The 23,897-nt window shown below is 67.1% G+C and carries 21 protein-coding genes; 7 read left to right on the forward strand and 14 right to left on the reverse strand.

Annotation, left to right across the window (positions count from 1 at the left end):
• Positions 1-3 precede the first annotated feature (3 nt).
• Together AB1346_08950 and AB1346_08955 are read left to right on the forward strand one after the other, a co-directional pair.
• A complete protein-coding gene (locus tag AB1346_08950; protein ID MEW6720563.1) occupies positions 4-1,449 on the forward strand; it encodes an MDR family MFS transporter in 1,446 nt (481 codons plus the stop codon).
• Positions 1,450-1,682: 233 nt separating this feature from the next.
• On the forward strand, positions 1,683-3,035 hold the full coding sequence (locus AB1346_08955) for a DEAD/DEAH box helicase (GenBank protein MEW6720564.1): 1,353 nt from the start codon (positions 1,683-1,685) through the stop codon (positions 3,033-3,035).
• Positions 3,036-3,063: 28 nt separating this feature from the next.
• Here the strand turns inward: AB1346_08955 and ettA are convergent, their stop codons facing one another.
• From ettA to nifH, 13 genes are all read right to left on the reverse strand, one after another.
• Positions 3,064-4,740 carry an energy-dependent translational throttle protein EttA gene (gene ettA / locus AB1346_08960; protein ID MEW6720565.1) on the reverse strand — a complete coding sequence of 559 codons (1,677 nt, stop codon included), beginning with the start codon at positions 4,738-4,740 and terminating at the stop codon, positions 3,064-3,066.
• Positions 4,741-4,766: 26 nt separating this feature from the next.
• Complete coding sequence (locus tag AB1346_08965) at positions 4,767-5,504, reverse strand: PaeR7I family type II restriction endonuclease (protein MEW6720566.1); 738 nt, start codon at positions 5,502-5,504, stop codon at positions 4,767-4,769.
• 5 nt (positions 5,505-5,509) lie between these two features.
• Complete coding sequence (locus tag AB1346_08970) at positions 5,510-6,517, reverse strand: site-specific DNA-methyltransferase (protein ID MEW6720567.1); 1,008 nt, start codon at positions 6,515-6,517, stop codon at positions 5,510-5,512.
• Between the two features lie 51 nt (positions 6,518-6,568).
• A complete protein-coding gene (locus tag AB1346_08975; protein ID MEW6720568.1) occupies positions 6,569-7,240 on the reverse strand; it encodes a hypothetical protein in 672 nt (223 codons plus the stop codon).
• Between the two features lie 116 nt (positions 7,241-7,356).
• Positions 7,357-7,830 (reverse strand): GNAT family N-acetyltransferase, encoded by a 474-nt coding sequence (locus AB1346_08980; protein MEW6720569.1) that lies wholly within the window; start codon positions 7,828-7,830, stop codon positions 7,357-7,359.
• Positions 7,827-8,906, reverse strand: coding sequence for a homocitrate synthase (nifV, locus tag AB1346_08985; protein MEW6720570.1), 1,080 nt, complete (start codon positions 8,904-8,906; stop codon positions 7,827-7,829). Before nifV ends, AB1346_08980 begins: the two co-directional genes overlap by 4 nt.
• 12 nt (positions 8,907-8,918) lie before the next feature.
• Positions 8,919-10,145 (reverse strand): NifB/NifX family molybdenum-iron cluster-binding protein, encoded by a 1,227-nt coding sequence (locus AB1346_08990; GenBank protein ID MEW6720571.1) that lies wholly within the window; start codon positions 10,143-10,145, stop codon positions 8,919-8,921.
• 35 nt (positions 10,146-10,180) lie between these two features.
• Entirely contained in the window at positions 10,181-10,447 is a 267-nt protein-coding gene (gene fdxB / locus AB1346_08995; protein MEW6720572.1) for a ferredoxin III, nif-specific, read from the reverse strand.
• A gap of 33 nt (positions 10,448-10,480) precedes the next feature.
• Positions 10,481-10,843 (reverse strand): nitrogen fixation protein NifX, encoded by a 363-nt coding sequence (gene nifX, locus AB1346_09000; GenBank protein ID MEW6720573.1) that lies wholly within the window; start codon positions 10,841-10,843, stop codon positions 10,481-10,483.
• Positions 10,844-10,861: 18 nt separating this feature from the next.
• The gene (locus AB1346_09005) at positions 10,862-13,615 is read right to left on the reverse strand and encodes a bifunctional nitrogenase iron-molybdenum cofactor biosynthesis protein NifEN (GenBank protein ID MEW6720574.1); all 2,754 of its coding nucleotides are present in this window, start codon (positions 13,613-13,615) and stop codon (positions 10,862-10,864) included.
• 11 nt (positions 13,616-13,626) lie between these two features.
• Complete coding sequence (gene nifK, locus AB1346_09010) at positions 13,627-15,096, reverse strand: nitrogenase molybdenum-iron protein subunit beta (protein MEW6720575.1); 1,470 nt, start codon at positions 15,094-15,096, stop codon at positions 13,627-13,629.
• Between the two features lie 13 nt (positions 15,097-15,109).
• Positions 15,110-16,543: a nitrogenase molybdenum-iron protein alpha chain gene (nifD, locus tag AB1346_09015; GenBank protein MEW6720576.1), complete on the reverse strand. Its 1,434-nt coding sequence runs from the start codon at positions 16,541-16,543 to the stop codon at positions 15,110-15,112.
• Complete coding sequence (nifH, locus tag AB1346_09020) at positions 16,540-17,415, reverse strand: nitrogenase iron protein (GenBank protein ID MEW6720577.1); 876 nt, start codon at positions 17,413-17,415, stop codon at positions 16,540-16,542. The genes nifD and nifH overlap by 4 nt, the downstream gene beginning before the upstream one ends.
• Positions 17,416-17,618: 203 nt before the next feature.
• Here nifH and AB1346_09025 point away from each other — a divergent pair, with 203 nt between their 5' ends.
• Genes AB1346_09025 through modC form a run of 5 tightly spaced genes read left to right on the forward strand, consistent with a single transcriptional unit; the run spans position 17,619 to position 23,430 of the window.
• Positions 17,619-18,392: an NAD(+)--dinitrogen-reductase ADP-D-ribosyltransferase gene (locus AB1346_09025; protein ID MEW6720578.1), complete on the forward strand. Its 774-nt coding sequence runs from the start codon at positions 17,619-17,621 to the stop codon at positions 18,390-18,392.
• Positions 18,393-18,429: 37 nt separating this feature from the next.
• Positions 18,430-19,317, forward strand: coding sequence for an ADP-ribosyl-[dinitrogen reductase] hydrolase (draG, locus tag AB1346_09030; protein ID MEW6720579.1), 888 nt, complete (start codon positions 18,430-18,432; stop codon positions 19,315-19,317).
• A complete protein-coding gene (gene nifA / locus AB1346_09035; GenBank protein ID MEW6720580.1) occupies positions 19,314-21,677 on the forward strand; it encodes a nif-specific transcriptional activator NifA in 2,364 nt (787 codons plus the stop codon). Before draG ends, nifA begins: the two co-directional genes overlap by 4 nt.
• 11 nt (positions 21,678-21,688) lie before the next feature.
• Positions 21,689-22,372, forward strand: a complete 684-nt coding sequence (modB, locus tag AB1346_09040) for a molybdate ABC transporter permease subunit (protein MEW6720581.1) — start codon at positions 21,689-21,691, stop codon at positions 22,370-22,372.
• 2 nt (positions 22,373-22,374) lie between these two features.
• Positions 22,375-23,430 carry a molybdenum ABC transporter ATP-binding protein gene (modC, locus tag AB1346_09045; protein ID MEW6720582.1) on the forward strand — a complete coding sequence of 352 codons (1,056 nt, stop codon included), beginning with the start codon at positions 22,375-22,377 and terminating at the stop codon, positions 23,428-23,430.
• On the opposite strand, the gene AB1346_09050 is transcribed toward modC, so the two are convergent.
• Positions 23,399-23,806 carry a DoxX family protein gene (locus AB1346_09050; GenBank protein MEW6720583.1) on the reverse strand — a complete coding sequence of 136 codons (408 nt, stop codon included), beginning with the start codon at positions 23,804-23,806 and terminating at the stop codon, positions 23,399-23,401. The genes modC and AB1346_09050 overlap by 32 nt on opposite strands.
• Between the last annotated feature and the right edge of the window lie 91 nt (positions 23,807-23,897).

Genomic DNA, 23,897 nt, shown 5'->3' on the forward strand with positions numbered 1-23,897 from the left:
CCTTTGGCCCGCCGGACCAACAGGACGCTGACGGTCGTCGCCCTCCTCCTCGGGCTCTTCATCGCGGCCATGGAGATGACCGTCGTCTCCACGGCGATGCCCACCGCGGTGGGAGACCTGGGCGGGCTCCACCTGTACGCCTGGGTGTTCGCGGCTTACATGCTCACCGCCACCGTGACGCTTCCCATCCACGGGAAGCTGGCCGACCTCTACGGGCGCAAGCCGGTGATGCTGGCGGGGCTCGCCCTCTTCCTTTCCGGCTCCTTCCTCTGCGGCCACGCCGACGGCATGAGCGAGCTCATCCTCTACCGGGCGATCCAGGGGCTGGGCGCGGGCGCCGTCCAGCCCATCGCGATGACCATCGTGGGCGATCTCTACGACGTGCACCAGCGGGCGCGCATCCAGGGGGCGCTGAGCGCGGTGTGGGGCGTCGCGGGGCTGATCGGTCCGATCCTCGGCGGCGCCATCGTCCACTGGCTTTCCTGGCGCTGGGTGTTCTATGTGAACATTCCGCTGGGGCTGGGGTGCGCCGCGGCGCTGCTGCTCGCCTATCACGAGAAGGTGGAGCGGCGGGAGCACCGGCTCGACGTCGCGGGCGCGCTGCTGCTTTCCTTCACGGTCGTCCTCGCGCTCCTCGGGACCCGCGCCCGGGGGGAGGGGCTCGTCTACCTCCCCGCGGCAGCCGTCGCCCTGGTCGTGTTCCTCCAGACGGAGCGGAGAGCCTCCGAGCCGCTCCTGCCGCTCGACCTTTTCGCGCAGCCGGTCATCGCCGTCGCATCGTCCACCGGGGCGCTGGTCGGTGCCGCCATGATCTCCGCGGTCACCTTCGTGCCGCTGTACGTGCAGGCCGTGCTCTCGGGGTCCGCTTACGAGGCGGGCAGCGCCATCGCGCCGGTCGCGATCGGATGGCCGATCGCCTCGACGCTTGCCGGCCGGATCCTTCCGCGGAAGGGTTATCGCATCCTGATCCGGGCCGGGCTCGCGTTGACGTTCTGCGCGGCGGCGGGGCTGGCACTGCTGCTGCGCCCGGAGGCGGACCTCTGGACGATCCGGCTGATCATGCTGGTGTACGGGCTGGGGCTGGGGCTCGCGAACACCCCGCTGATCATCGCGGTGCAGTCGAGCGTCCCGTGGGAGCGGCGCGGCGTGGCCACCGCAAGCACCCTGTTCAGCCGGACGATCGGGGGAACGCTGGCGGTGGGGACGCTGGGAAGCGTCCTCGCGGCGGCGCTCACCGCAGGCGGCGCCCCCACGGAGATCGCGGACAAGCTGCTGGGGCCGGAGCGCTCCCTGCTCCCGCAGCCGCTGATGCAGAGCCTCTCCGGCGCCCTCCAGGGGGGGATGGAGAGCATCTTCCTCGCGGTGGCGGCGATCGCCTTCGGCGGGTTCGCGGTCAGCCTGCTGTTCCCGGCGGTCCCGATCGAGCCGCGGAAGCCGGAAGGGGCGTAGGGAAACCGGCGAAATATTAATGCTTGTGGATTCGGCATTTACGTGTTAACGTTCTTCAAGATCAAATATCCCGAGACGCAATCCTCTCCCAAAGGGTTTTTTCGAAGGAGCGGGTCCGGCAGCAGCGACCCGGCCTCAAGCTTCTCCTTGGACTTCACCGCGCGGAAGACCGGACGGGCAACCACCCGCCCAACGATTGTGCTTGGTGAAAAACGTCAGGAGAAGAAAAGAACATGCAGGAACAGGGAACTACGGCAGGGAACCGCTCGTTCGAATCGTTCGGGCTTCGCCCCGAACTCCTCCGCGCCGTCGCGGAGATTGGCTACACCACCCCGACCCCCATCCAGGAGAAGGCGATCCCCCCCCTGCTCGAGGGGAAGGACGTCCTCGGCTGCGCGCAGACCGGCACCGGGAAGACGGCCGCTTTCGCCCTCCCGATCCTCAACCGGCTCCAGGAGGCCCCGTGGAAGGCGAGCGGGCAGCGGCCCATCCGCGTCCTCGTGCTGACCCCCACGCGGGAGCTGGCCTCCCAGGTCGCGGAGAGCTTCGGCATGTACGGCAGGCATACGGGGCTGAAGCACGCCGTCGTCTTCGGCGGCGTCAACCAGGGCCCGCAGGCCCAGGCGCTTCGCCGGGGGATCGACATCCTCGTGGCGACGCCCGGGCGGCTGCTCGACCTCATGTCGCAGCGGCTCGTCCGGCTGCAGGCCGTCGAGACCTTCGTTCTGGACGAGGCGGACCGGATGCTCGACATGGGCTTCATCAACGATATCCGCCGGGTCATCGACAAGCTGCCCGCGAAGCGGCAGACCCTCTTCTTCTCCGCCACGATGCCGCGGGAGATCCAGGGGCTCGCGGACACCATCCTGCGCGACCCGGTCAAGGTGGCGGCGACCCCGGCGGCGACCCCCGCCCAGGCCGTGGAGCAGCGGATCCATTACGTCGAGAAGCACGAGAAGATCGAGCTGCTCAAACATCTGCTGAGCGGCGGTTCCGTCAAGAACGCGCTGGTCTTCACCCGCACCAAGCACGGCGCGGACGGGCTCACGAAGCAGCTTTCGCGCTGCAACGTCCGGGCGGAGGCGATCCACGGCAACAAGACGCAGAGCGCGCGCGAAAAGGCGCTGGGCAATTTCAAGAAGGGGCTGACGAGGGTCCTGGTGGCGACGGACATCGCCGCCCGGGGGATCGACATCGTGGAGCTGTCCCACGTGATCAACTACGACCTTCCCAACGAGCCGGAGAGCTATGTCCACCGGATCGGCCGCACGGGAAGGGCAGGCGCATCCGGCACCGCGTGGTCCTTCTGCTCCTACGAGGAGCGCCCCTTCCTGGTCATGATCGAGCGCCTCATCCGCAAGCACCTGCCGGTGGCGGCGGAGCATCCGTTCCGTTCCGGCCACCGCCCCGATCCTCCGACGGACCTCGATCCGCGGCATGCGCACGGCGTGCCCGCGCTTTCCCTGGTCCACACCAAGGACCCGTTCCCCCGCGCGGGGAAAAACGCCTTTCAGGGACGTCCCGGCCGCTCGCGGCGGGAATCGTACCGGGGAGACGACCGCCGGCAGCGGCGGACGGAGAGATAAGGAACGCGGAAGCCGGCCCCGCCGGCTTTCAGCGCGTCAGCTTCTTGTAGCGGATCCGGTGCGGCTGGTCGGCGTCGACGCCCAGCCGCTTTTTCTTGTCCGCCTCGTAATCCTGGTAGTTCCCCTCGAACCAGACGACCGAGGATTCGCCCTCGAATGCGAGGATGTGGGTTGCGATCCGGTCCAGGAACCACCGGTCGTGCGACACGACCACCGCGCATCCCGCGAAGTCCAGCAGCGCCTCCTCCAGGGAGCGCAGCGTGTCGACGTCGAGGTCGTTCGTCGGCTCGTCGAGGAGGATGAGGTTCCCCCCCTCCTTGAGCAGCTTGGCCAGGTGCACCCGGTTCCGCTCGCCCCCGGAGAGATCCCCAACCCGCTTCTGCTGGTCGGGTCCCTTGAAGTTGAACGCGGCGGCGTACGCGCGGGAGGCGACCTTCCTCTTCCCGAGTTCGAGCGAGTCCGCCCCCCCCGAGATCTCCTCCCAGACGCTTTTCGCCGGGTCGAGCGCGTCGCGCGACTGGTCGACGCAGGCGATCTTGACGGTCTGCCCGATCTTCAGCTCCCCGGAATCGGGCTTCTCCTGTCCGGTGAGGATCCGCAGCAGCGTCGATTTCCCGGCGCCGTTGGGGCCGATGGCCCCGACGATCCCGCCGCGCGGAAGGCGAAAAGTCATGTTCTCGAAGATCACCCGGTCGCCGTACGACTTGGAGAGCCCCTCGGCCTCGACGACCACATCGCCCAGGCGCGGCCCGGGCGGGATGGAGATGGCCCCCGCCTCGACCCGGTCCAGCGTGTCCTGCCCGAGCAGCTTCTCGTACTCGTTGAGGCGCGCCTTCCCCTTGGCGTGCCGCGCCCGCGGGGCCATCCGGATCCACTCGAGCTCCCGCTCCAGCGTCTTGCGCCGCGCGGTCGCCGCCTTCTCTTCCATTTCGAGCCGCGTCCCCTTCTGCTCGAGCCAGGAGGAGTAGTTCCCCTCCCAGGGAATGCCGCGCCCGCGGTCGAGCTCGAGGATCCACCCGGCGACGTTGTCGAGGAAATACCGGTCGTGCGTGACGGCTACGACGGTGCCCGGATACTCCGCGAGGTGGCGCTCCAGCCAGGCGACCGACTCGGCGTCGAGGTGATTGGTCGGCTCGTCGAGGAGCAGGAGGTCCGGCTGCCGCAGCAGGAGGCGGCAAATCGCCACGCGGCGCTTCTCCCCTCCCGAGAGCGGCCCCACCGGCATGTCGCCGGGGGGGAGGCGGAGGGCGTCCATCGCGATCTCGAGCTTGCGGTCCAGCTCCCAGGCGTCCGAGGCGTCGATCGCGTCCTGCAGCCGCGCCTGCTCCGCGAGCAGCTTCTCCATCGCGGCGTCGTCCATCGGCTCGGCGAACTTCGCGCTGACCGCCTCGAACGCGGTCAGCAGCGCGCGGGTCTCCGCGACCCCCTCCTCGACCGCCTGCGCCACCGTCTGCGAGGGATCCAGCCGCGGCTCCTGCGGAAGGTACCCCACGGAGATCCCCGGCGCGGGCCCCGCCTCGCCGAGGAACTCCTTGTCCTCGCCCGCCATGATCCGCAGCAGCGTCGACTTGCCCGAGCCGTTCAGCCCGAGCACGCCGATCTTCGCCCCGGGTAGGAACGACAGCCAGATGTCTTCGAGGACCTTCCGCTTCTGGCCGTAGACCTTCCCGAGTCCCTTCATCGTGTACACGAATTGCACGCTCATCACACGCTCCGTGGAGGGAGAAGCGACTATTCCCGCATTTTGGAGAAAGCGACCGCCCTGCCCATCAGCGAAGTCGCGAAAGTCCTGAAGCTCAGATCCGGCGAGGGTTCCGTATAGTCGCCCATCGCTGTGCCTTCCTGATTCGATGTCATGAAGCAGGCGGCGTCGTATAGACGTTCAAGAACCAGCCGTTCGCAGAATATGCGATACCTGTCGGTGTAGGATGTATCCCGGAACACATCGAGAACGGGAAAATGCGGTTCGTCCAGCCGTACGGACGAAACGGACGCCCGGCAGTCATCGAGGAGCATGAAGTAACCGAGCCAAGGTCGCTCCGAAAGCCGAAACGCGCCTTCACGAAAGGCCTTCCATAGATCTGTTGCGCTTCCCAGCGCCTCCTCGACGCGATTGTTGAAATTGTTGCCGAAGGACGGCCCCACCTGGGATTTGAATTCGATGATCCCGATCAGCTTCTTCCCGGATATCACGAGAAGATCCCACTGCTTGGTCGGCCGGAAGTACCCGGGAAGAATGGCCTGTTTCCGAGCCACGACCACTTCCGCTTCCCTCAGGCCGGACTCGAAGAGAAGTTCCTTCATCAAATCGATAAAACCGTCAATATGGGCTCCGCCTGTGACAGCCGCTCGATTGCCCGCATCCTTCAAACCTTTCGACACGCCCTGATGCTCATGCTGGCTCTGGCGGGTTGCCCAATATCTCCTGATTGCGTCCCTGATCCTGCGATCGAGGGGTTCCTGGTCCATGCCGCCTACCGCTTCGATATCTTGAGTGAGGCTTTCCCGAAGAGGTTTTGCGTCTCGCGGGAAAACCGGTTACATGCCATGTCGAAATATTCCCGGTCGATCTCCAAGCCGATGCTGTTTCTTCCCCACCGGGCCGCTGCGACGTTCGTCGTTCCCGTGCCCATAAACGGATCGAACACCGTGTCACCCGCAAACGAAAACATGCGTATCAACCGCTCGGCAAGTTCCAAAGGGAATGGTGCCGGATGGTGCCGGGTAGAAGCCCCGGTGACTCCTGTCCAGACCTGCTGAAACCATTCCTTGTGTTTTTCCGCGGGGATGATCGAGAGGACCCGCGTTGCGAGGTCCGGTTTACGGTAGCCCCCGGGTTTTCGTTCCATCAGAATGAACTCGATGTCGTTCTTTACCACCGCGTTCGGCTCATACGGCTTCCCCAAAAATCCTCCCCCGTTCCCGTTGGCCTCGTATGCAGCATTGGCGATCTTGTACCAGATGATGGGGGCAAGGTTGGAATAGCCGATTTCACGGCAGTGCTCCTGGATGGAGGCATGAAGGGGAACCACCGTGTGCTCACCGGAGTTCTTCCTTCTGGAAAGACATACATCCCCCACAACGCAAATGAGGCGCCCTCCGGGAACGAGAGCGCGGAGACATGCGGTCCATACACGGTCCAGTTCGCGGAGAAACTCCTTGTAGTCCGCGATGTACCCCATCTGCCCTTCTCCGACGTTGTATTCCTTGAGGGTCCAGTATGGGGGAGAAGTCAACACCAGGTGGACGCTCTCGGATTCGAGAAAACCCAAGTGGCGAGCGTCGGCATTGCGAACCTCATGGCAGGTTGGAACCCTCAGGACGGCGTTTTCGACCATGGACGATAATTTCTCGTCACGGGCGATCCTTGGAATATCCACCTGGGGATTATCCAGAGATCGAAGCAAGGAAGGAACGTAATCCCTGAGGTCTACCCGATCCTCCTGGCGGTCAGGAACTTTTTTTAAGGCACTACCTGTCATGGAACCTCCGGAAATTTCACTTCCCTTATATCAGATTCTGCATGGCCACCATCAGCTCCTGGAGGCGTCCCAGATCGTGTCCCAGAACATCAGCTCGTATCCCTGCAGCATGCGGGCGGCGCGCCGGATTCGCGCGGGATCCACCCCCTCTTCCAGCCCATCCTCCAACACCGCGATCCCCTGTTCGAAGAAGCCGGATTTTTCTCCGGCGAACAGCTCGAAGAATACGAGGTCCGAAGCGGCGAAGCCGTAGTTCGACTGGAGCGCGCGGCCGAGGCGTCCGCAGTTCCTCCCCCAAGCATCCAGGTTGGCAAGGAACGCCCCCGCGAATTCCGCCGTCGTTCCGTATACGGAGAGCCATGCCACATACGCGCTGAAGGCGAAAGCGCCGGGGATCGGCTCCGTCGCGCGCAACTGCTCCGTCGACAGCCCCAGCGCCTTTCCGAAAGCGCCGAGCGCCTCCAGCGCCGCCGTCTCCCCCCGAAGCATCGCGCCGAGGAACTCCCGCGCCTTCCGCGACTCTTCCCGGGAGGAGACCCGCCCCACGCTGCGAAGGCCGCTCTCCACGATGTGCCGCTGCTGGCCAGCGAACAGCGCCAGCTTCCCCTTCCCCATGCGGCGCTTTTCCAGCGCTTCCAGGTACGGATGGAGGAGGATCCGCTCCTCGACGGACGATATGGCCTTGCGCGCGTCTTCCACGAGCTGCCTTGCCCGCTGGGACATGGCCTGCCCTCCTCCCGTCCCGCCGGTTCCGGCGCGGCTTCGGCGGGGACAGGTACAATATTAGTCCGTCGTTTCGGGATTCCACATCAGAAAACGGACGATTCGGGCGAAAATCGTTATCCCTGCGGAACCGTCCTGCGCATCGGGAGCATCGCCGACTCCCTGAAACCCTGCCGCCGGTAGAAACGCTTCGCTCCCTCGTTCGTCCGGTCCACGAGCAGCGTGATCCGGGCAAGCCCTTTCGTCTCCGCGAATCGCATCGCCGTCTCGAGCAACTCCCGCCCCATTCCCCTTCCCCGGGAGGCAGGCTCGACCACCAGGTCCTCCAGCCACGCGGCGGGAGCGCCCTCCGCGGTGCTCACGGTGAACAGGAGGCTCACCATTCCCGCCACCCGTCCGCCCGTTTCGCAGACGAGGATCCGCCCGACCTCCGGATTCCCCAGAATCAGCTCCGCGCCGCGCCTCTGCCGCGCGGGATCCGGCAGGAAATCCTCCTCGATGGCGAACAGCTCCCCCAGCAGGGAGACGATCGACGGAAGGTCGTCCGGGCGCGCGAACCGGATCTCCCGTTCGCCTCCGGGCGCGTTCATGCGGGGCGCTTCCTTTCCCGCAGCAGCGACAGGATCTCTCCCGCCTCTTCGGCGGTGATCTGGTGCCCCATCGACCGGAAAACGTGCGCGACGGCTCCGCGCCCGGAATGCTTCCCCAGCACGATCCGGCGCGACGCGCCGACGGTCTCCGGAGGGAACGGCTCGTAAGTCCCCGGGTCCTTGAGAACGCCGTCGGCGTGGATCCCCGACTCGTGCCGGAACGCGTTTTCCCCGACGATCGCTTTCCAGGGAGGCAAGGGATGCCCCGAAACGCGGCGAACGAAGCGCGACAGGACGCCGAGCATCGCGGGTTCGGCCGCCGTTTCCCGCAGCAAGGCGTGCCGCAGCCCCATCACGACCTCTTCCAGCGCGGCGTTGCCGGCCCGCTCCCCGATCCCGTTCACGGTCACGTCCACGAAGGATGCACCCGCGCGCACCGCGGCGAGCGCATTCGCCGTCGCCATCCCCAGGTCGTCGTGGGTGTGGACGGCCACGGGAATGCCCACGGCCGCGACCATCCGGGAAACCGCCTCGAACATGGCGAACGGGTCGAGCACTCCCACCGTGTCGCAGAATCGCACCCGGTCGGCGCCCGCCCGCTCGGCGGCGCGTGCGAAGTCGGCCAGGAACTGCGGCTCCGCCCGCGAGGCGTCCTCAGCGCCGACGGATACGAAAAGGCCGAGCCGCTTGCCGTGGGAGACGCAGGCGCGCAGCCGCGCGAGCACCCACTCCCGGTCCTTTCCCAGCTTCGCCGCGATATGGCGCTCCGACACGGGCAGCGCGACGGCGACCGCCTTCACCCCGCAGGCGGCGGAAGCGTCGATGTCGGCCTCGACGGCCCGGTTCCAGGCCGTGACGCGGGCGCGCAGCCCCAGAGACGCGATCCGGCGGACGGCGTCGGCCTCCCCGCCGCCCATTGCCGGGGTGCCCGCCTCGATCTCGTCGATCCCCGCGGCGTCCAGCATCCGGGCGAGGCGCACCTTCTCCTCCGGCGCGAACGAGACCCCCGGCGCCTGCTCGCCGTCCCGCAGCGTGGTGTCGATCAGGCGGACTCTTCCCGTGTCTTTTCCGTCCATGGCCCCTTCCTTTCAGGATGCGGTGCGCCCGGTCTCCGCCGCGTCAAGGGAAGCGCAGGCGTCCCGGAGCGCGTCCTCGATCCGGTCGCAGGTCATCGACACGAACACGCCGCGCGCTTCGAGCGTCCGCCTTGGGGCGTCCCCGATCCGGATCGCCAGCACGCCCCGGCAGTCCGCGATCGCCGCCAATATCCGGGGAAGGCGCGCTTCGGCCCGGTCGCACGCCTCCTCCCCCGGACAATATTTATCCACCGCGCGCCGCTCCACGAACCGGATGCCGTCCGGCGCCGCGTCGTATACCAGGAATTCCGCGGCGTGGCCGAAATGGGTGTCCACGGAATATCCGTTCGAGGAGGCGACGGCGAAGCGGCGCGTTCCACTTCCCTTCTCCGCCGGTCCCGCGGCGGTCGCCTGCGCCGGGACCGCGCGCAGGCTCGCCTTGGCATCGAGGAAGACCGGCTTCTCGTTCAGGACGGTGCCGACGGCGTCCGCGCGGCACTGGCGGCAGTGACGCATCTGGGGCAGGATCTCCGAGACCGAAGCGCGGATCCGTTCCAGCGCCTCCCGGCTCACCATCGGGAACCGCTCGAACCAGGTCCCCGGCGTCGGGATGAACGGCATCACGTTGAGGATCCCGGCTCCCTTGTCCCGCACCCAGGCGGCGATCGACGCGATCTCGGCGTCGTTGATGCCGGGGATGCAGATCGTGTTCACCTTCAGAAGGACGCCGAGCCCCTTCAGGGAGCCGAGCGCCTCCTCCTGCCGTCTCAGGATGAACCGCGCCGCCTCCGGCCCTTCGAGCCGGACGTTTCCGTCCATCGCCCATGGATAGAGGATCGAGGCGGTTTCATGCCGGCGGGTGTTGATCGTGACGGTGATGTAACGAATCCCCGCCTTCCGGACCGCATCGATGTGATCCGGCAGCGCGACGCCGTTGGTCGAGAAGCAGAAATCCACCGAAGGATCCGCCGCCCGTATGCGCCCGAACGTCTCGAACGTCTCCTCCGGATTCGCCATCGCGTCGCCGGGCCCCGCGATGCCGACGATGCGCAGGTTCGGCAGCAGTCGTTTCGCCTCGATGAACCGCTCGAGCGCCTCGACGGGCGTCAGGACCGAGCTGGTCACCCCAGGGCGGCTCTCGTTCACGCAGTCGAACTTCCGGTTGCAGTAGAGGCACTTGATGTTGCACCCGGGCGCGACGGGAAGGTGGAGGCGCGCGAAACGGTGCGCGGCATCCATGGAAAAGCAGGGATGCTCCGCTGCCGCCGGCGGCTTCATGACAGCGCGACGGGCTCGAACGCGAACGCCTTCTTGGCGCAGGTCCGGCCGCACGCCTGGCAGCCGATGCAGTTGCCGGGCCTCTCGACCTTCATGAGCATCTTCGCGGAGTCGTCCTCGTCCAGCTCCTCGAAACCGAGCACGTCGTGGGCGCACACCTTGTAGCAGCGGCCGCAGCCGATGCACAGCTCCTCGTCGATCGCCTTGACGAACATCGGCGTCCACTCCTGCCCGTTTCTCGTCAGTCCCGTGATGTACGGCATGCCCTTATCCTCCGTTTCCGTCGGTATTTCCGATCAACCTGCCATGGCCTTCCGCAGCCAGGGGGGCGGCGATCCGCCGAGAACCGCCTGCAGCCTTCCGACCATCTCCTCCACCGGAACCTCTTCCTGCGTCTTCATGGGATGGATCCTCCCGGCGACCAGCCGGGCCGCGGCGGGCCCGCCGATCCGCGTCATGCACACGATCGCGCAGCCGGCCAGGAGCCTCGCGCGCGCCGCGATGCGGTCCTCCTCGTCGCCCTCTCCGCCTTCCTGCACGGCGACCTCCGACACGAACTCCGCCCGGCCGGGGCCGATCTCCCACACGAAGAAGCGCTTCGCCGCCCCGAAATGCTCATCGATCGTCCTGCCGTCCGTGCTTGCGAATGCCACCTTCATCGCTCTCCTCCGGTTCCGTCAGTTGTGGGCATGCTCCCGCCCGCCGCCGGCCGCCGCCTGGAACAGGTTCGCCGCCTCGAAGACGAGGTTCATCGTCCCCCGGTACCCGGCCCACACCTTCTGGTGGGCGCCCAGCCGGTCGAACACCGGAAGCCCCGCCCGCAGATGCGAGCGGATGCCCAGCTTCGCCGCCGCCTGCCTGCCGTTCGAGTTCGCCACCAGCAGGTCGGCCCCCCGCGCCGCCGTCTCGAGGTCCTCGAGGTCGCCCACGAAGACGGAGCCGCACGGAAGCGCGTCGAGGCCGCGCGTCCGGGTGGCGGAGATCGCGGTCTGGATCTCGCAGCCCATCGAGGCGAGGAAGCGCGTCATCCCGATGAGAAGGTCCGCCTCGAGCGCGAGCGCCACCCGCTTTCCCCCGAACTGGTAGTGGCTGTCGGCCATCGCGTCCACCAGGCGGCTGCGGCGTTTGCGTTCCCTTTCCGGCACGGGCCTTCCGCTGATCCCGCAAAGCGCCGCCATCAGGCGGTCGACCTCGCGCAGGCCGGTCAGCGACGAAAAACCGTACGCCAGGATGCCGAACCGCTCCCGCAGGGAGAGCGCCGCCTTCGCCAGCGAATCGCCGACGAAAAGGGTGGCCTGGCTGCGCCCCGCCTTCCGGATCTCCTCCACAGGGATTCCTCCCGTGGAGAGCGGGGAGACCGCGTCGTCGACGTGGCCGTCGAGCGCCCCGGAAAGGTCGGGGACGACGATCGCGGAAAGGCCGAACGACTCGACGATCTCCCGGATCTCGTCGACGTCCGCGGGCGTCAGGTGGCTGCCCGGAAGGAGCGTCACCTGGCCGGGGATCGTCTCCCCCCCTTCCGCCAGCGTGTCGAGGAGAGACTCGACCGCCGCCGCGTACCCTTCCTGCATCGAGCCGCAGTAGTCGGGAGTGGAAGCCCGCACGACGGGCACCGCGTCGAATCCGGGATTCTCCTCCCGGAACTGCGCGATCGCGCTGCGGACATCGTCGCCCATCGTCTCGGTCAGCCCGGACGTCATCACACCCACTATCCCGGGCCGGAACTTTGAGATCACCCTTCCGATCCCCGCTTTCAGGTTTCCCCAGCCGCCGAAGATCGCGGCGTCCTCGCTCATCGACGTGGAGTTCAGGGCGATCGGCTCCTTGAAGTGACGGGAGAGCTGCAGCCGGATGAACGTGGAGCAGCCCTGGGCCCCGTGGAGCAGCCCGAGCATCCGGTCGACGCCGAGATACGCCAGGGTGGCGCCGAGCGCGGGGGAGTTCTTCTGCGGGTTCACCGACGCCGGCTTGGAGGGAACCTTGACGCGCGACGCGGAAAGGTCCTCGGAAAGCAGCGACTCCGCGTGCGAAGCGGCGGCGCCGGCCAGGGCTGCGCCTTCCTCCCCTTCCCACGGGGCAGGACGGTCGATCGCCGGCCAGATGGGACTGTTGACCGTCAGGTCGAGCTGCCGCGCGAAGGTGACCATCCCCTCGTACCCCGCATACGGGTAGGACCGGCCGTGGTTGATGTCGAGGAACGGCGTCTTCGTCTTGAGCGCGAGGAACTTCGTCTTGCCGCCCGCGACGACCAGGTCGGGCATTTTCTCCGACATGACCGCCAGCAGCCCCGCGGAGGAGGTGTCGTCGATGATCCGGGCGTCCGCGCGCATGAGCGCCTTCATCCGGTGGAAGTCCTCCAGCGTCGAGTTCTGCGTCCCGGCCGCCAGCACCTCCACCCCGAGCTCCCGCAGCGCGCTGACCATCGACCAGGTCTTGACCCCCCCGGTGAACAGCACCGCACGCTTCCCCTCCAGGCGGGCCCTGTAGGGGGCGATCCGCTCCCGGCAGCGCGCCTCCTCCTCCCCGATCAGCTTCTCCACGCGGTCGCGCATGGAGGTGTCGTCGGCTCCTCCGCACGAAAGGTCGAGCATCCGGGCGATGTCGCGAAGCGCCTTCGCCGTGTCGGCCATCCCGTAGAACGACTCCTCGATGTACTCCATCCCGTACCGCAGCTTCATCTTCCGGGCGAGGTTCGTGAGCGACTTGGAGCAGACGATGACGTTGAGCTTCGCCCGGTGGGCGTACCGGAGCTCCTCGAATTTCGCGTCGCCGCTGATGCACGACAGGATACGGATCCCCAGCCGCTCGAACAGCGGCCGGATCCCCCACAGGTCGCCGGCGATGTTGTACTCGCCGATCAGATTGATGTCGTACGGCGTGACCGCTTCCGGCTCGGCGGTCCCGATGACCCGGTGGAACAGCAGCTCGCCCGCCAGTCGGTTGCCGATGTTCTTGTCGCCGATGAAGCCGGGCGTGTTCACCGGGATGACGGGGATCGGCACCTCGCCCGAGACCGCCCTGCAGACCGCCTCGATGTCGTCGCCGGTCATCGCCGTGACGCAGGTGGCGTAGACGAAGATCGCCTTCGCCTCGCCCGCATAACGATCCGCGAGGTCCAGGATCGCCCGGCGCAGCTTCTTCTCCCCGCCGAACACCACGTCGTTCTCGAGCATCTCGGTGGTGAAGCCCCGGCGGTACAACTGGGAGCCGGAGGATCGCGCCCCCCGGTTGTCCCAGGAGTTTCCGGCGCACGCGATGGGGCCGTGCACCAGGTGGATCGCGTCGGTGACCGGCATCAGCACCACGCGCGCGCCGTCGAACGCGCAGGAGCGCTCCGTCCCCTCGCCCGGCTCCGACTTCCGGCAGAACTTCGGGGCGCCCTTCTCCTGCGTATCGCATTCCGGAGCGTCGTAGTAATCCGGCCTCGCCATCGGTTCGCCCTCTACCGCATCATCTCGAAGAAGCGCTCCTCGCACGTCTCGTCCTTGATATCGAGGAACTTGTTGCAGATGTCCGTGAGCATGTTGACCGCGCCCCGGTACCCGATCCGCGGGTAGCGGTGCAGGTTCACGCGGTCGAACACCGGGAAGCCGAACCGGAAGAGCGGGATCTTCGCCTCGCGCGCGGCGAACTTCCCGTGCGTGTCGCCGATCAGCGCGTCCACCGGCTCGGAGAACAGGAGACTGCGCAGGTGCCACAGATCCTTGTTCATCCAGGTCTTCCCCTTTTTCCCGTAGGGGGAGGCGGCCAGCAGCGCCTGCAGCTCCTTCTCCAGCTTCTTGCTCCCCTTGCTGCACAGGATGTGGACCGGCTCCGCGCCCATCTCGAGCAGGAACGAAACGTAGCCAGCCAGATAGTCCGGGTCTCCGTAGAGGGCGAACCGCTTCCCGTGGATGTACTGGTGGGCGTCGGTCATGGCGTCCACCGCCCGCCCGCGCTCGGCCCGCAGTGAATCCGGGACCGGCTTCCCGGACAGCTCCGACAGCTTCATCAGGAACGCGTCGGTCTTCGCGATCCCGAACGGCGTCGGGATCGAGGCGTGGCTGCCGGCGAAATTGTCCTTGATCCAGGCGAACGTCTTGGAAGCCGCATAAGGAGCCACGGTCAGCGTCGCCTTCCCGTTGATCGCGTCGGCCGCGTCCTCGAGCTTCGTGCCGCCCGCGTACATGCGGTACGCGCCGTCGAGCGGCGAGTCGAAGGTGTCGGAAATGTCGGCGAGGAAGGTGTAAGGAATCCCGAACTCCTCGAAGATCCGCTTGTACTCCCGGTAGTTGCCGGTGTTGAAATCGCATCCGGCGATAAAATTGAGCTTCCCGGTGCAGCGCCCCTCGACCGCCTTCCCCTCCGTCAGCGTCTGGAGGATGGAGAGCAGCATGGCGTCGTAGCCGTGGACGTGGGAACCGTTGAAGCTCGGGGTGTTGGCGTACGGAACCGGGAGGCCGGCCGGGAGGGACCCTTTCTGCCGCGCGTTCTTTATGAAGGCGGTCAGGTCGTCGCCGATGACCTCGGGCATGCAGGAGGTGAACACCGCCAGCATCTTCGGCTTGTACAGCGCGACGGCGTTCTCCAGCCCCTCGTGCAGATTGTTCTGCCCCCCGAACACCGCGCCGTCCTCGGTCATCGCGTCGGAGACGGCCTGCGCCGGCTCCCGGAAGTGCCGGTTGAACGTGGAGCGGTAGTACGAGGCGCAGCCCTGCGACCCGTGGACGAAGGGGAGCGTCCCCTCGAAGCCGTGGGCGGCGAGCTCCGCGCCCAGCGGCTGGCACGCGTGCGCGGGATTGATCACCAGCGCCTGCCGGGCGAAGTTCTTCTCGCGGTACTCCTCCGTGCGGGTCCAGGCCGCCACGCGCTCGACTTCTTCCATGCCGGGCTCCGTGAGCGGCTTCACTTCCAGTCCGAGGTAGTTCGACACGGCGCCTCTCCTTTCAGAACGGTGACTTGACGAGCGACCACGTGGGGCTGTTGACCGCCATGTCGACGTCGCGCGCGAAGATCGGGAATCCGGTGTAGGCGTGGTACGGCCCCGAGTAGTCCCAGCTGTGCATCTGCCGGAACGGGATCCCCATCTTCTGGAACAGGTACTTCTCCTTGATTCCGCTGCCGACCAGGCTCGGCCGGAGCTTCTCGACGAAATGGGTGAGCTCGTGCTCGGAGGCGTCGTCGTAGATCACCGTCGCCTCGGGCATCTCGGGTGCGGTGCGCTCGTAATCGTCGCCGTGGGCGAACTCGTATCCGGATCCGACGACGGTCATTCCCAGGTCCTCGTACGCGCCGACGGTGTGGCGCGGACGCAAGCCCCCGACGTACAGCATCACGGTCTTCCCTTCGAGCCGCGGGCGGTACTCGTCGACCACCGCCTGCATGATCGGGTCGTACTTCGCGATCGTCTTCTCGACGTTTTCCTTGATCCGGCCGTCGAAATGCTCCGCGAGCCTGCGCAGGCTGGCGCGGATCTTCGTCGGACCGAAGAAGTTCAGCTCGAGCCAGGGGATGCCGAACTTCTCCTCCATGACCCGGCAGATGTAGTTCATCGACCGGTAGCAGTGGACGATGTTGAGCTTCACCTTGTGGGTCGCCGCGATCCGCTCCATCTCGCCGTCGCCGGTCCAGGTCGCCTTGACGTTGAGGCCGATCTCCTCGAGCAGCGGCTTGACCGCCCAGACGTCCCCTCCGATGTTGTAGTCGCCTATCAGCGCGATGTCGTACGGCGTTTCCGGCTCCGCGAACTCCCGCGTCCCGATGATGTAGTCGCGGATCGTGTCGTTGCTGATGTGGTGACCCAGCGACTGCGACACGCCGCGGAACCCCTCGCAGTTGCACGGGACGACCGGGACGCCGAGCTCCTTCGTGGACGCCTTCGCGACGGCGTTGATGTCGTCGCCGATCAGCCCCACCGGGCACTCGGACAGCACCGAGATCCCCTTTGCGAGGGGGAACAGCCCGCGCGTCTCGGCCAGCAGGGCCTTCAGCTTCTTGTCGCCTCCGTAGACGATGTCCTTCTCCTGGAAATCGGAGGTGAACTGCATGGCGAAGCTGGTGACGCCGTGGACGCCCTGCATGAGGTTGCGGCGCGTGCCCCAGGAGTACCAGCCGCAGCCGACCGGCCCGTGGGAAACGTGGACCATGTCGCGGATCGGCCCCCAGACGACGCCCTTGGCGCCGGCGTAGGCGCATCCCCGGGCGCTCATGACGCCGGGCACGGTCTTCCGGTTGGACTTGACGCAGGCCGCGCACGCGGACGGGTCGTTGGGCGCAAGATGCGGGGCGCGTTTTTTCCGCCCCTTCTCGGGATACGCCTCGAGCGCCTCCCCGATCATCTCCAGCGTCGATTCACGGGTGATGCCTTCGACCGTCTTCATCGCCCGCCACCCGCCGCTTCCGCGACGCCCACGGTCGACGGATCGTCGGCCTCCATGATCCCGAACTCCATCAGCAGCTCCTCGAGCTCGTCCATCTCGAGGGGAGAGGGGATGACGAGCATCTTGTTGTCCGCGATCTTCTGGGCCAGCGTCTGGTACTCTGCGGCCTGCGGGTGGTCGGGGGAGTACTCGATGACGGTCATCCTGCGCAGCTCGGCGCGCTGCACCTGGTTGTCGCGCGGGACGAAGTGGATCATCTGGGTGCCCAGCCGCTTCGCCAGCGCCTCGATCAGATCCGCCTCCCGGTCGGTCTTGCGGGAGTTGCAGATGAGGCCGCCCAGCCGCACGCGGCCGGACGTGGCGTATTTCAGGATCCCCTTGGCGATGTTGTTCGCCGCGTACATCGCCATCATCTCGCCCGAGCAGACGATGTAGATCTCCTCCGCCTTGTTCTCGCGGATCGGCATCGCGAAGCCGCCGCAGACGACGTCGCCCAGGACGTCGTAGAAGACGAAGTCGATGTCCGGCGTGTAGGCGCCGTTCTCCTCGAGGAAGTTGATCGCCGTGATGACGCCGCGCCCCGCGCAGCCGACGCCGGGCTCCGGCCCTCCCGACTCGACGCAGCGGACGTTCCCGTATCCGACCTTCAGCACCTCCTCGAGCTCCAGGTCCTCGACGGTGCCGCGGAGGCGGACCAGGTCCATGACGGTGGCCTGCGCCTTCGCGTGGAGGATGAGCCGGGTGGAGTCGGCCTTCGGGTCGCATCCGACGATCATCACGTTCTTGCCGAGGGAGGCCAGCCCGGCCACGGTGTTCTGGGTCGTCGTGGATTTGCCGATGCCGCCCTTCCCGTAAATCGCGATCTGTCTCATGGTCGTCGCCTCCTTTGGCGGATCCGTGTTGTCTGTCGTATTCCAAGCGCCGTGCCAATCCGGGCCGGCGCCGCAACGTGCCGTTATCAGGAGGATTTATTGCGCGAGGCCGGATTTTGCGCCTCCCGCTCGCGAAATGCGGACAATTTCGTAGCCACATTGGACATCAAGCTATACAATATTGTCGTATGCAGCCATCGAGGATGAACCTGTGCAACCTTCCGCCGTGGGCGATCGCGGCGCCCGAGTTCAACGAGAACCCGCAGCGCATCGAGATCCAGGGCGTGCGGCGGTTCCATCGCCAGTTGTTCGAGCGGCTTTGCTCGCTGGCCGATCCGGCCGACCGCGCGCAGGCGTTCCAGGACCACATGGACGTCGCGTTCCAGCTCCACCAGTGGTCGCGGGAAACCTCCCCGCTCGGCCGGAAAAGCCTGAAGAACAGCTACCTGCGGTTTTTGCGGGGATGGATGTTCGACGCGAACTCCGTGGAGGGAGCCGTCCTCAAGGGATGGGTCGAAAGCCGGATCGGGATCCCGCCGACCTTCCACAAGGGACCGATCGGAGATGCCGACTCGGAGGGATACGGAGCGTACCTGGTCGACCGGATGCGCGGCACCGCCCGGACCAGCGCGATCCAGGCGCAGTTCGACCTCCTCTACGAATACGTGCAGGAAGAGCTTCGCCTGCGCGGAGAGCCGGCCGCCTTCGCGCTGTTCCGCGGCGTCCACGACCTGCAGGAGCACAAGGTCCTGGCGGAGCTCGGCAGGAACCGGAAGCGGCTGCGCCTGAACAACCTCAATTCCTTCACGGACGATTTCGAGCGGGCGTTCCAGTTCGGCACGCGGGTGCTGGAGGTCCGCGTCCCATTCTGCAAAGTGTTCTTTCGCGCCGACCTGCTCCCCGGCGCGGTGCTGAAGGGCGAGGAGGAAGTCCTGGTGATCGGAGGCGATTTCGATGTCGTCGTCCGGACCGGCTGACGAGCGGCGGCGCCTAGTTTCCGCCGGGCGCGAGGGGATGACGGACCGCGCCGTGGCGTCGTTCCTGGGCGCGGCGATCGGCGACGCGCTGGGGGCCACGACCGAATTCCTGCTGCCCGAGGAGATCCGGGCGAAGTTCGGCGTCCACGACCGGATCGCGGGGGGCGGCTGGCTTAAGCTGAAGCCGGGCCGGGTGACGGACGACACGGAGATGTCGCTGTGCCTCTCGCAGGCATTGCTCGAAACGAGGGAGTTCGACGTCGCCGCGGTCGCGGAGCGGTTCGCCGCGTGGCTGCGGGGCCGGCCGACGGACGTGGGAGCGACCTGCCGCAGCGGGATCCGCGGCTACATCCTCAAGAATCGGCTGGAAGCGCCGTTCAACGAGTGGGCGGCGGGCAACGGCGCGCTGATGCGCATCGCTCCGGCGGCCCTGTTCTCGCTCGGCGACGACGCCCTGCTCGAGCGGGTCGCGATCGGACAGGCGCATCTGACGCACAACAACCCGCTCTCCGACGCCGCGTGCCTCTGCGTCGGCCGGATGGTGCATCTCGCCCTGCGCGGGGAAGGGCGGAGCCGCCTGCTGCGGGAGGCCGAATCGCTCGTCGCGGCGCATCCGCGGTTCGACTTCTCGCGCTACCGCGGGGAGGCGAGCGCCTACGTCGTCCACACGGTCCAGACGGTCTTCCACTTCTTCTTCGGGACGCGCTCCTTCGAGGAATGTCTCGTGGGAGTCGTGAACCGCGGGGAGGACGCGGACACCACGGGAGCGATCGCGGGCATGATCGCGGGGGCGTATTACGGAACGGCCGGGATCCCGGAGCGCTGGAGGCGGGCGCTTCACCCGCCGGTCGCCGCGGAGGTCGAGGATGCCGCCGCGAGGCTGATCCGGCGGTCGCCGGCGTTCCGCGAATCGGAGGGGACATGAGCACGAAACCGGCGGCGGAAGCCCGCAGGCGGTCCGACGTGGAACAGCGGCTGCTCGAGTTGACGACGCTGCACGAGATCAGCAAGGTGCTCACCGAATCGCTCGACCTGCGCGTCACCTGCGGCAAGGTGCTCAAGCTCCTGTCGCAGATGCTCGGGATGGCGCGCGGCACGTTCATGATGCGCGAGCCCGGCAGCCCGAACCTCTCCATCGTGGCGGCCTGCGGGATGACGGAAGAGGAGGTTCGCCGCGGCAGGTACAAGGTGGGCGAGGGGATCGTCGGACGCGTCGTCGCGACGGGCAGCCCGATCGTGGTGCCGTCCATCGGCGACGAGCCGCTGTTCCTCGACCGCACGGGCTCCCGGGCGAAGCTGGACCGGAAGTCGATCTCCTTCCTGTGCGTCCCGGTGAAGGTCGGCGGCGAAACGGTCGGCGTCCTTTCCGCCGACCGGCTGTTCGAGGACCGCATCCCGTTCGACCGCGACGTCCAGTTCCTCTCCATCGTGGCGGGAAGCATCGCGCAGGCGGTCCGGATCGGGGAGATGGTCCGCGACGAGAAGCAGCGGCTGCTCGACGAGAACCTCACCCTGAAGTCGGAGCTGAAAGGGCGCTACCGGTTCGACAACATCATCGGCGTCAGCGACCGGATGCAGGCGGTGTTCGGCCAGGTGGACCGGGTGAGCCGGAGCAGCGCCACCGTCATCCTGCGGGGGGAGAGCGGCACGGGAAAGGAGATGATCGCCGGGCTCATCCACTTCAACAGCCCGCGCGCGAACGGCCCCTTCGTGAAGCTCAACTGCGCCGCGCTCCCCGAGACGCTGCTCGAGACGGAGTTGTTCGGCCACGCCCGCGGCGCCTTCACCGGCGCGGTCGGCGAGAAGCGGGGGCGGTTCGAGCTGGCCAACGGCGGTACGCTGTTCCTCGACGAGGTGGGCGACCTGCCGCTTTCCTTCCAGGTCAAGCTGCTGCGCGTCCTGCAGGAGCGGCAGTTCGAGCGGGTCGGCGGCACCGGGACGATCTCGGTGGACGTGCGGCTCGTCACCGCGACGAACCGCGCGCTGGAGGACGCCGTGCGCTCGGGCGCCTTCCGGGAGGACCTCTATTACCGGCTCAACGTCATCCCGATCTTCCTTCCGCCGCTCCGGGAGCGCCCCGAGGACATCCCGCCGCTGATCGAGCACTTCCTTTCCCGCTTCAACCGGGAGAACGGAAAATCGGTCCGCCTGTCGCGGTCGGTTTACGAGCGGCTGCTGCGCTACCCCTGGCCCGGAAACATCCGGGAGCTGCAGCACGCGATCGAGCACCTGGTCGTCATGGCGGAAGGGACCGAGGCGAGGGAAGCGGAGCTGCCGCTCTCCATCCTCAACGGCCCCGGTCTGGCCGTTTCTCCGGGCGCTCCCCTCCCCGCGCCCGCGTCCGGGCTCGCCTCATCGCCACCGCAGGAGGCAGGTCTTTCCGCCGGGCAAACGCCCGCGCTGTCCGCCATCGAGCAGGCCGAAAAGGCGATGATCGAGGAGGCGCTAGCCAAGGCGGAGGGGAACCGGTCGAAGGCGGCGCGCGTTCTCGGGATCACCCCGCGGCAGATCGGGTACAAGGCGAGGAAGTACGGGATCGGACGGAACCTCCTCATGGCGTTGCTCTGCCTCGCGGTCCTCCTGCTTCCGGCGGTCCCCGCGTGGGCCGGCGAGGTCAGTCTCTCCGCAGCCGCCAGCCTGAAGGATGCCCTGGACGAGATCGCGGACGCCTACGCGCGAAACAACCCGGGCACGAGGTTCCTGAAAAACTACGGGAGCTCCGGCGCCCTCGCGAAGCAGATCGAAAACGGCGCCCCCGCCGACATCTTCCTTTCCGCCAACATCGAGTGGATGGAATACTTGAAGGAGAGGCGCATTGTGGCTGCGGAAAGCGTCGGGACGTTCGCCTTCAACACGCTGGTCTTCGTCGGTGCGGGGGACAAGGGAGTGTCGTCGATCCGGGACCTCCCACGGCTGGAGCGGATCGCCGTCGGCAGCCCGGCGAGCGTCCCCGCCGGGAAATACGCTGCGGAGGCGCTGGCGCGCGCGGGGATCGGCCGGCAGCTCGAAAAGAAGCTGGTCATGGCACGGGACGTGCGCGAATGCCTCTTGTACGCGGAGCGGGAAGAAGCGGACGGGGCGTTCGTCTACCGGACCGACGCCCTGCTGGCCAAACGCGCGAGGATCCTTTTCGAGGTCCCCCAGGAGCTGTACCCGCGGGTGACCTACCCCTTCGCCTTGACCGCCGCCGGCGCGAATAACGGGGATGCGGTGCGATTCTACGGGTATCTCGGAAGCGAAGCGGCCAGGGCCGCGCTTGTCCGGCACGGCTTTTCGCTGAAATAAAGAGACAGGTGATGCCCGCCTTGACCCCCGCCGACTACGACGCGATCCTGCTATCCGTCAAGGTCGCCCTGACGGCCGTGGCCGTGTCGCTTCCATTCGGCGTCGCCCTCGCCTACCTGTTCGCCTTCCGCGACTTCCGGGGCAAGGTGCTGCTGGACGTCTTCGTGAACCTCCCGCTGGCGCTGCCGCCCGTAGTGATCGGCTACCTGCTGCTGCTCCTGCTCGGCCGGCACGGCTGGATCGGGCGGATGCTGGATGCCGCCGGCGTCCGGATCGTCTTCACGTGGAAGGCGGCGGTGATCGCATCGGCGGTCGTCGGCTTCCCGCTGCTGGTCCGGTCGATCCGAATCGCCATGCAGTCCGTAGACCCGCAGCTTCTGCAGGCGTCCCGGACTCTCGGGGCCCCCTGGTACGATGCGGCGCTCACCGTCGTCCTTCCGATGTCGCGGCACGGGATCCTGGCCGGCTCGTCGCTGATGTTCGCCCGGAGCCTGGGGGAATTCGGCGCGACCGTCATCGTGGCGGGCAACATCCCCGGCGTCACGCGGACGATCCCGCTGGCGATCTACGATTACGCCGGCTCCCCCGCGGGGGAGGAAATCGCGATGTCGCTCTGTGCGGTGTCGGTCGCGATCTCTCTGGCAGCCCTCTTTCTCCACGAATTCCTCGGCAGGAAGCCGGCGGGGAGGGACTGACCGTGGAGCTGCGGATGAAGGTGGAGAAGCGGCTCGGGAATTTCTCCCTCGAAGCGGATTTCATCGTCGAGGGGGAACGCGTCGGCGTCTTCGGAGAATCGGGGAGCGGCAAGTCGACGCTCGTGGCCATCCTTGCGGGCCTGCGCGCGCCGGACCGCGGGGAGATCGCGCTCGACGGCGTTCGCCTCTTCGACGGCAGCGCCCGGATCGACGTCCCCCCGGAACGGCGGCGCATCGGCATCGTGTTCCAGCAGCCGTGCCTGTTCCCGCACATGAGCGTCCGGTCGAACCTGCTTTACGGATACAAGCGCCGCGCGGCGGAGCAGCGGTCCGTCGGCTTCGACGCCCTGGTGGACGCCCTCCAGCTCGAAGGACTGCTCGCGCGCGGGGTGAGCGGGCTCTCCGGCGGAGAGAGGCAGCGGGTGGCTTTGGGGCGGGCGGTCCTCGCGAGTCCCCGGCTGCTGCTGATGGACGAGCCGCTTTCCGCGATGGACGAGGGGCTCAAGCTCCAGATCATCCCCTTCCTGCTGGGGGTGAGCGAGCGGTTCCGCATACCGTTCCTGTTCATCTCCCATTCGCTGATGGAAATGCGGCTGATGACCGACGAGGCGATCGTCCTCGCCGGGGGACGCATCGCGGAGCGGACGACGCCGGACGCGCTGGCCCGCTCCCGGATGGGGCAATACCCGTCGGGTTACGCGAACCTGCTCGCCCTGAAGTCTCCCCGGCGGAGGAACGGCCTCATCGCCTTTCGATGGGGAACCGAGGAACTGCTGCTCTCCGGAGGGGCTGGCGCGTCGGAAGGGCTCTTCGAGCTGTCGTCCAGAGACATCCTCATCTGCAAGCAGCACCCCGAGGCGATCAGCGCCCGCAACCTGCTCAAGTGCGCGGTCTCGGACATCTTCACGGTCGGCGAGCGCATCGCGGCGGAGCTGTCGTGCGGCGGCAACACCCTTGTCACCGAGATGACGGGAGATGCCGCCGCGGAGCTCGGGATCGTGAAGGGCTGCGAGCTGTACGCCGCGATCAAGGCGTCCGCGTTCCGGCGTCTCGGCTGAAAAACGCTGCGTCGAGGCTCCATATCCCCGGTCCGTTCGCGAAAAAGAACAGGAAGATGAAGCAGTACAGGGCGGCGAGCTCACCGCCGTTGGCCAGGGGAAAGGGCCCCCGGGGAAAATGGGCGAACCAGTATGCCGCCGCCATTTGCCCGGAGCAGATAAAGGCGGTCCAGCGGGTGCAGAGGCCGGCGGCGATCAGCAGTCCACCCACGAATTCGATGGGCCCCGCGACGTACAGGATGAACGGGGGAGCCGCCGGAACGGGCAGGGGAAACCCGAACAGCTTCTGGGCGCCGTGGCACATGTAGAGCAGCCCGGCGACGATCCGCATCGCGGCGTAGGTCTGCGCGGCGAACCGGCTCATGAAGAAATCCATGGGTCCCTCCTTCTCGTCGGAAGTTGGCGCCCTGCGGATCGATATTCTTCGATTCTACCCCCCGGGCCTGTTAAATTGGATCTCATGGGAG

This window comes from Thermodesulfobacteriota bacterium, assembly GCA_040758155.1.
Taxonomy (GTDB): domain Bacteria; phylum Desulfobacterota; class Deferrimicrobia; order Deferrimicrobiales; family Deferrimicrobiaceae; genus UBA2219.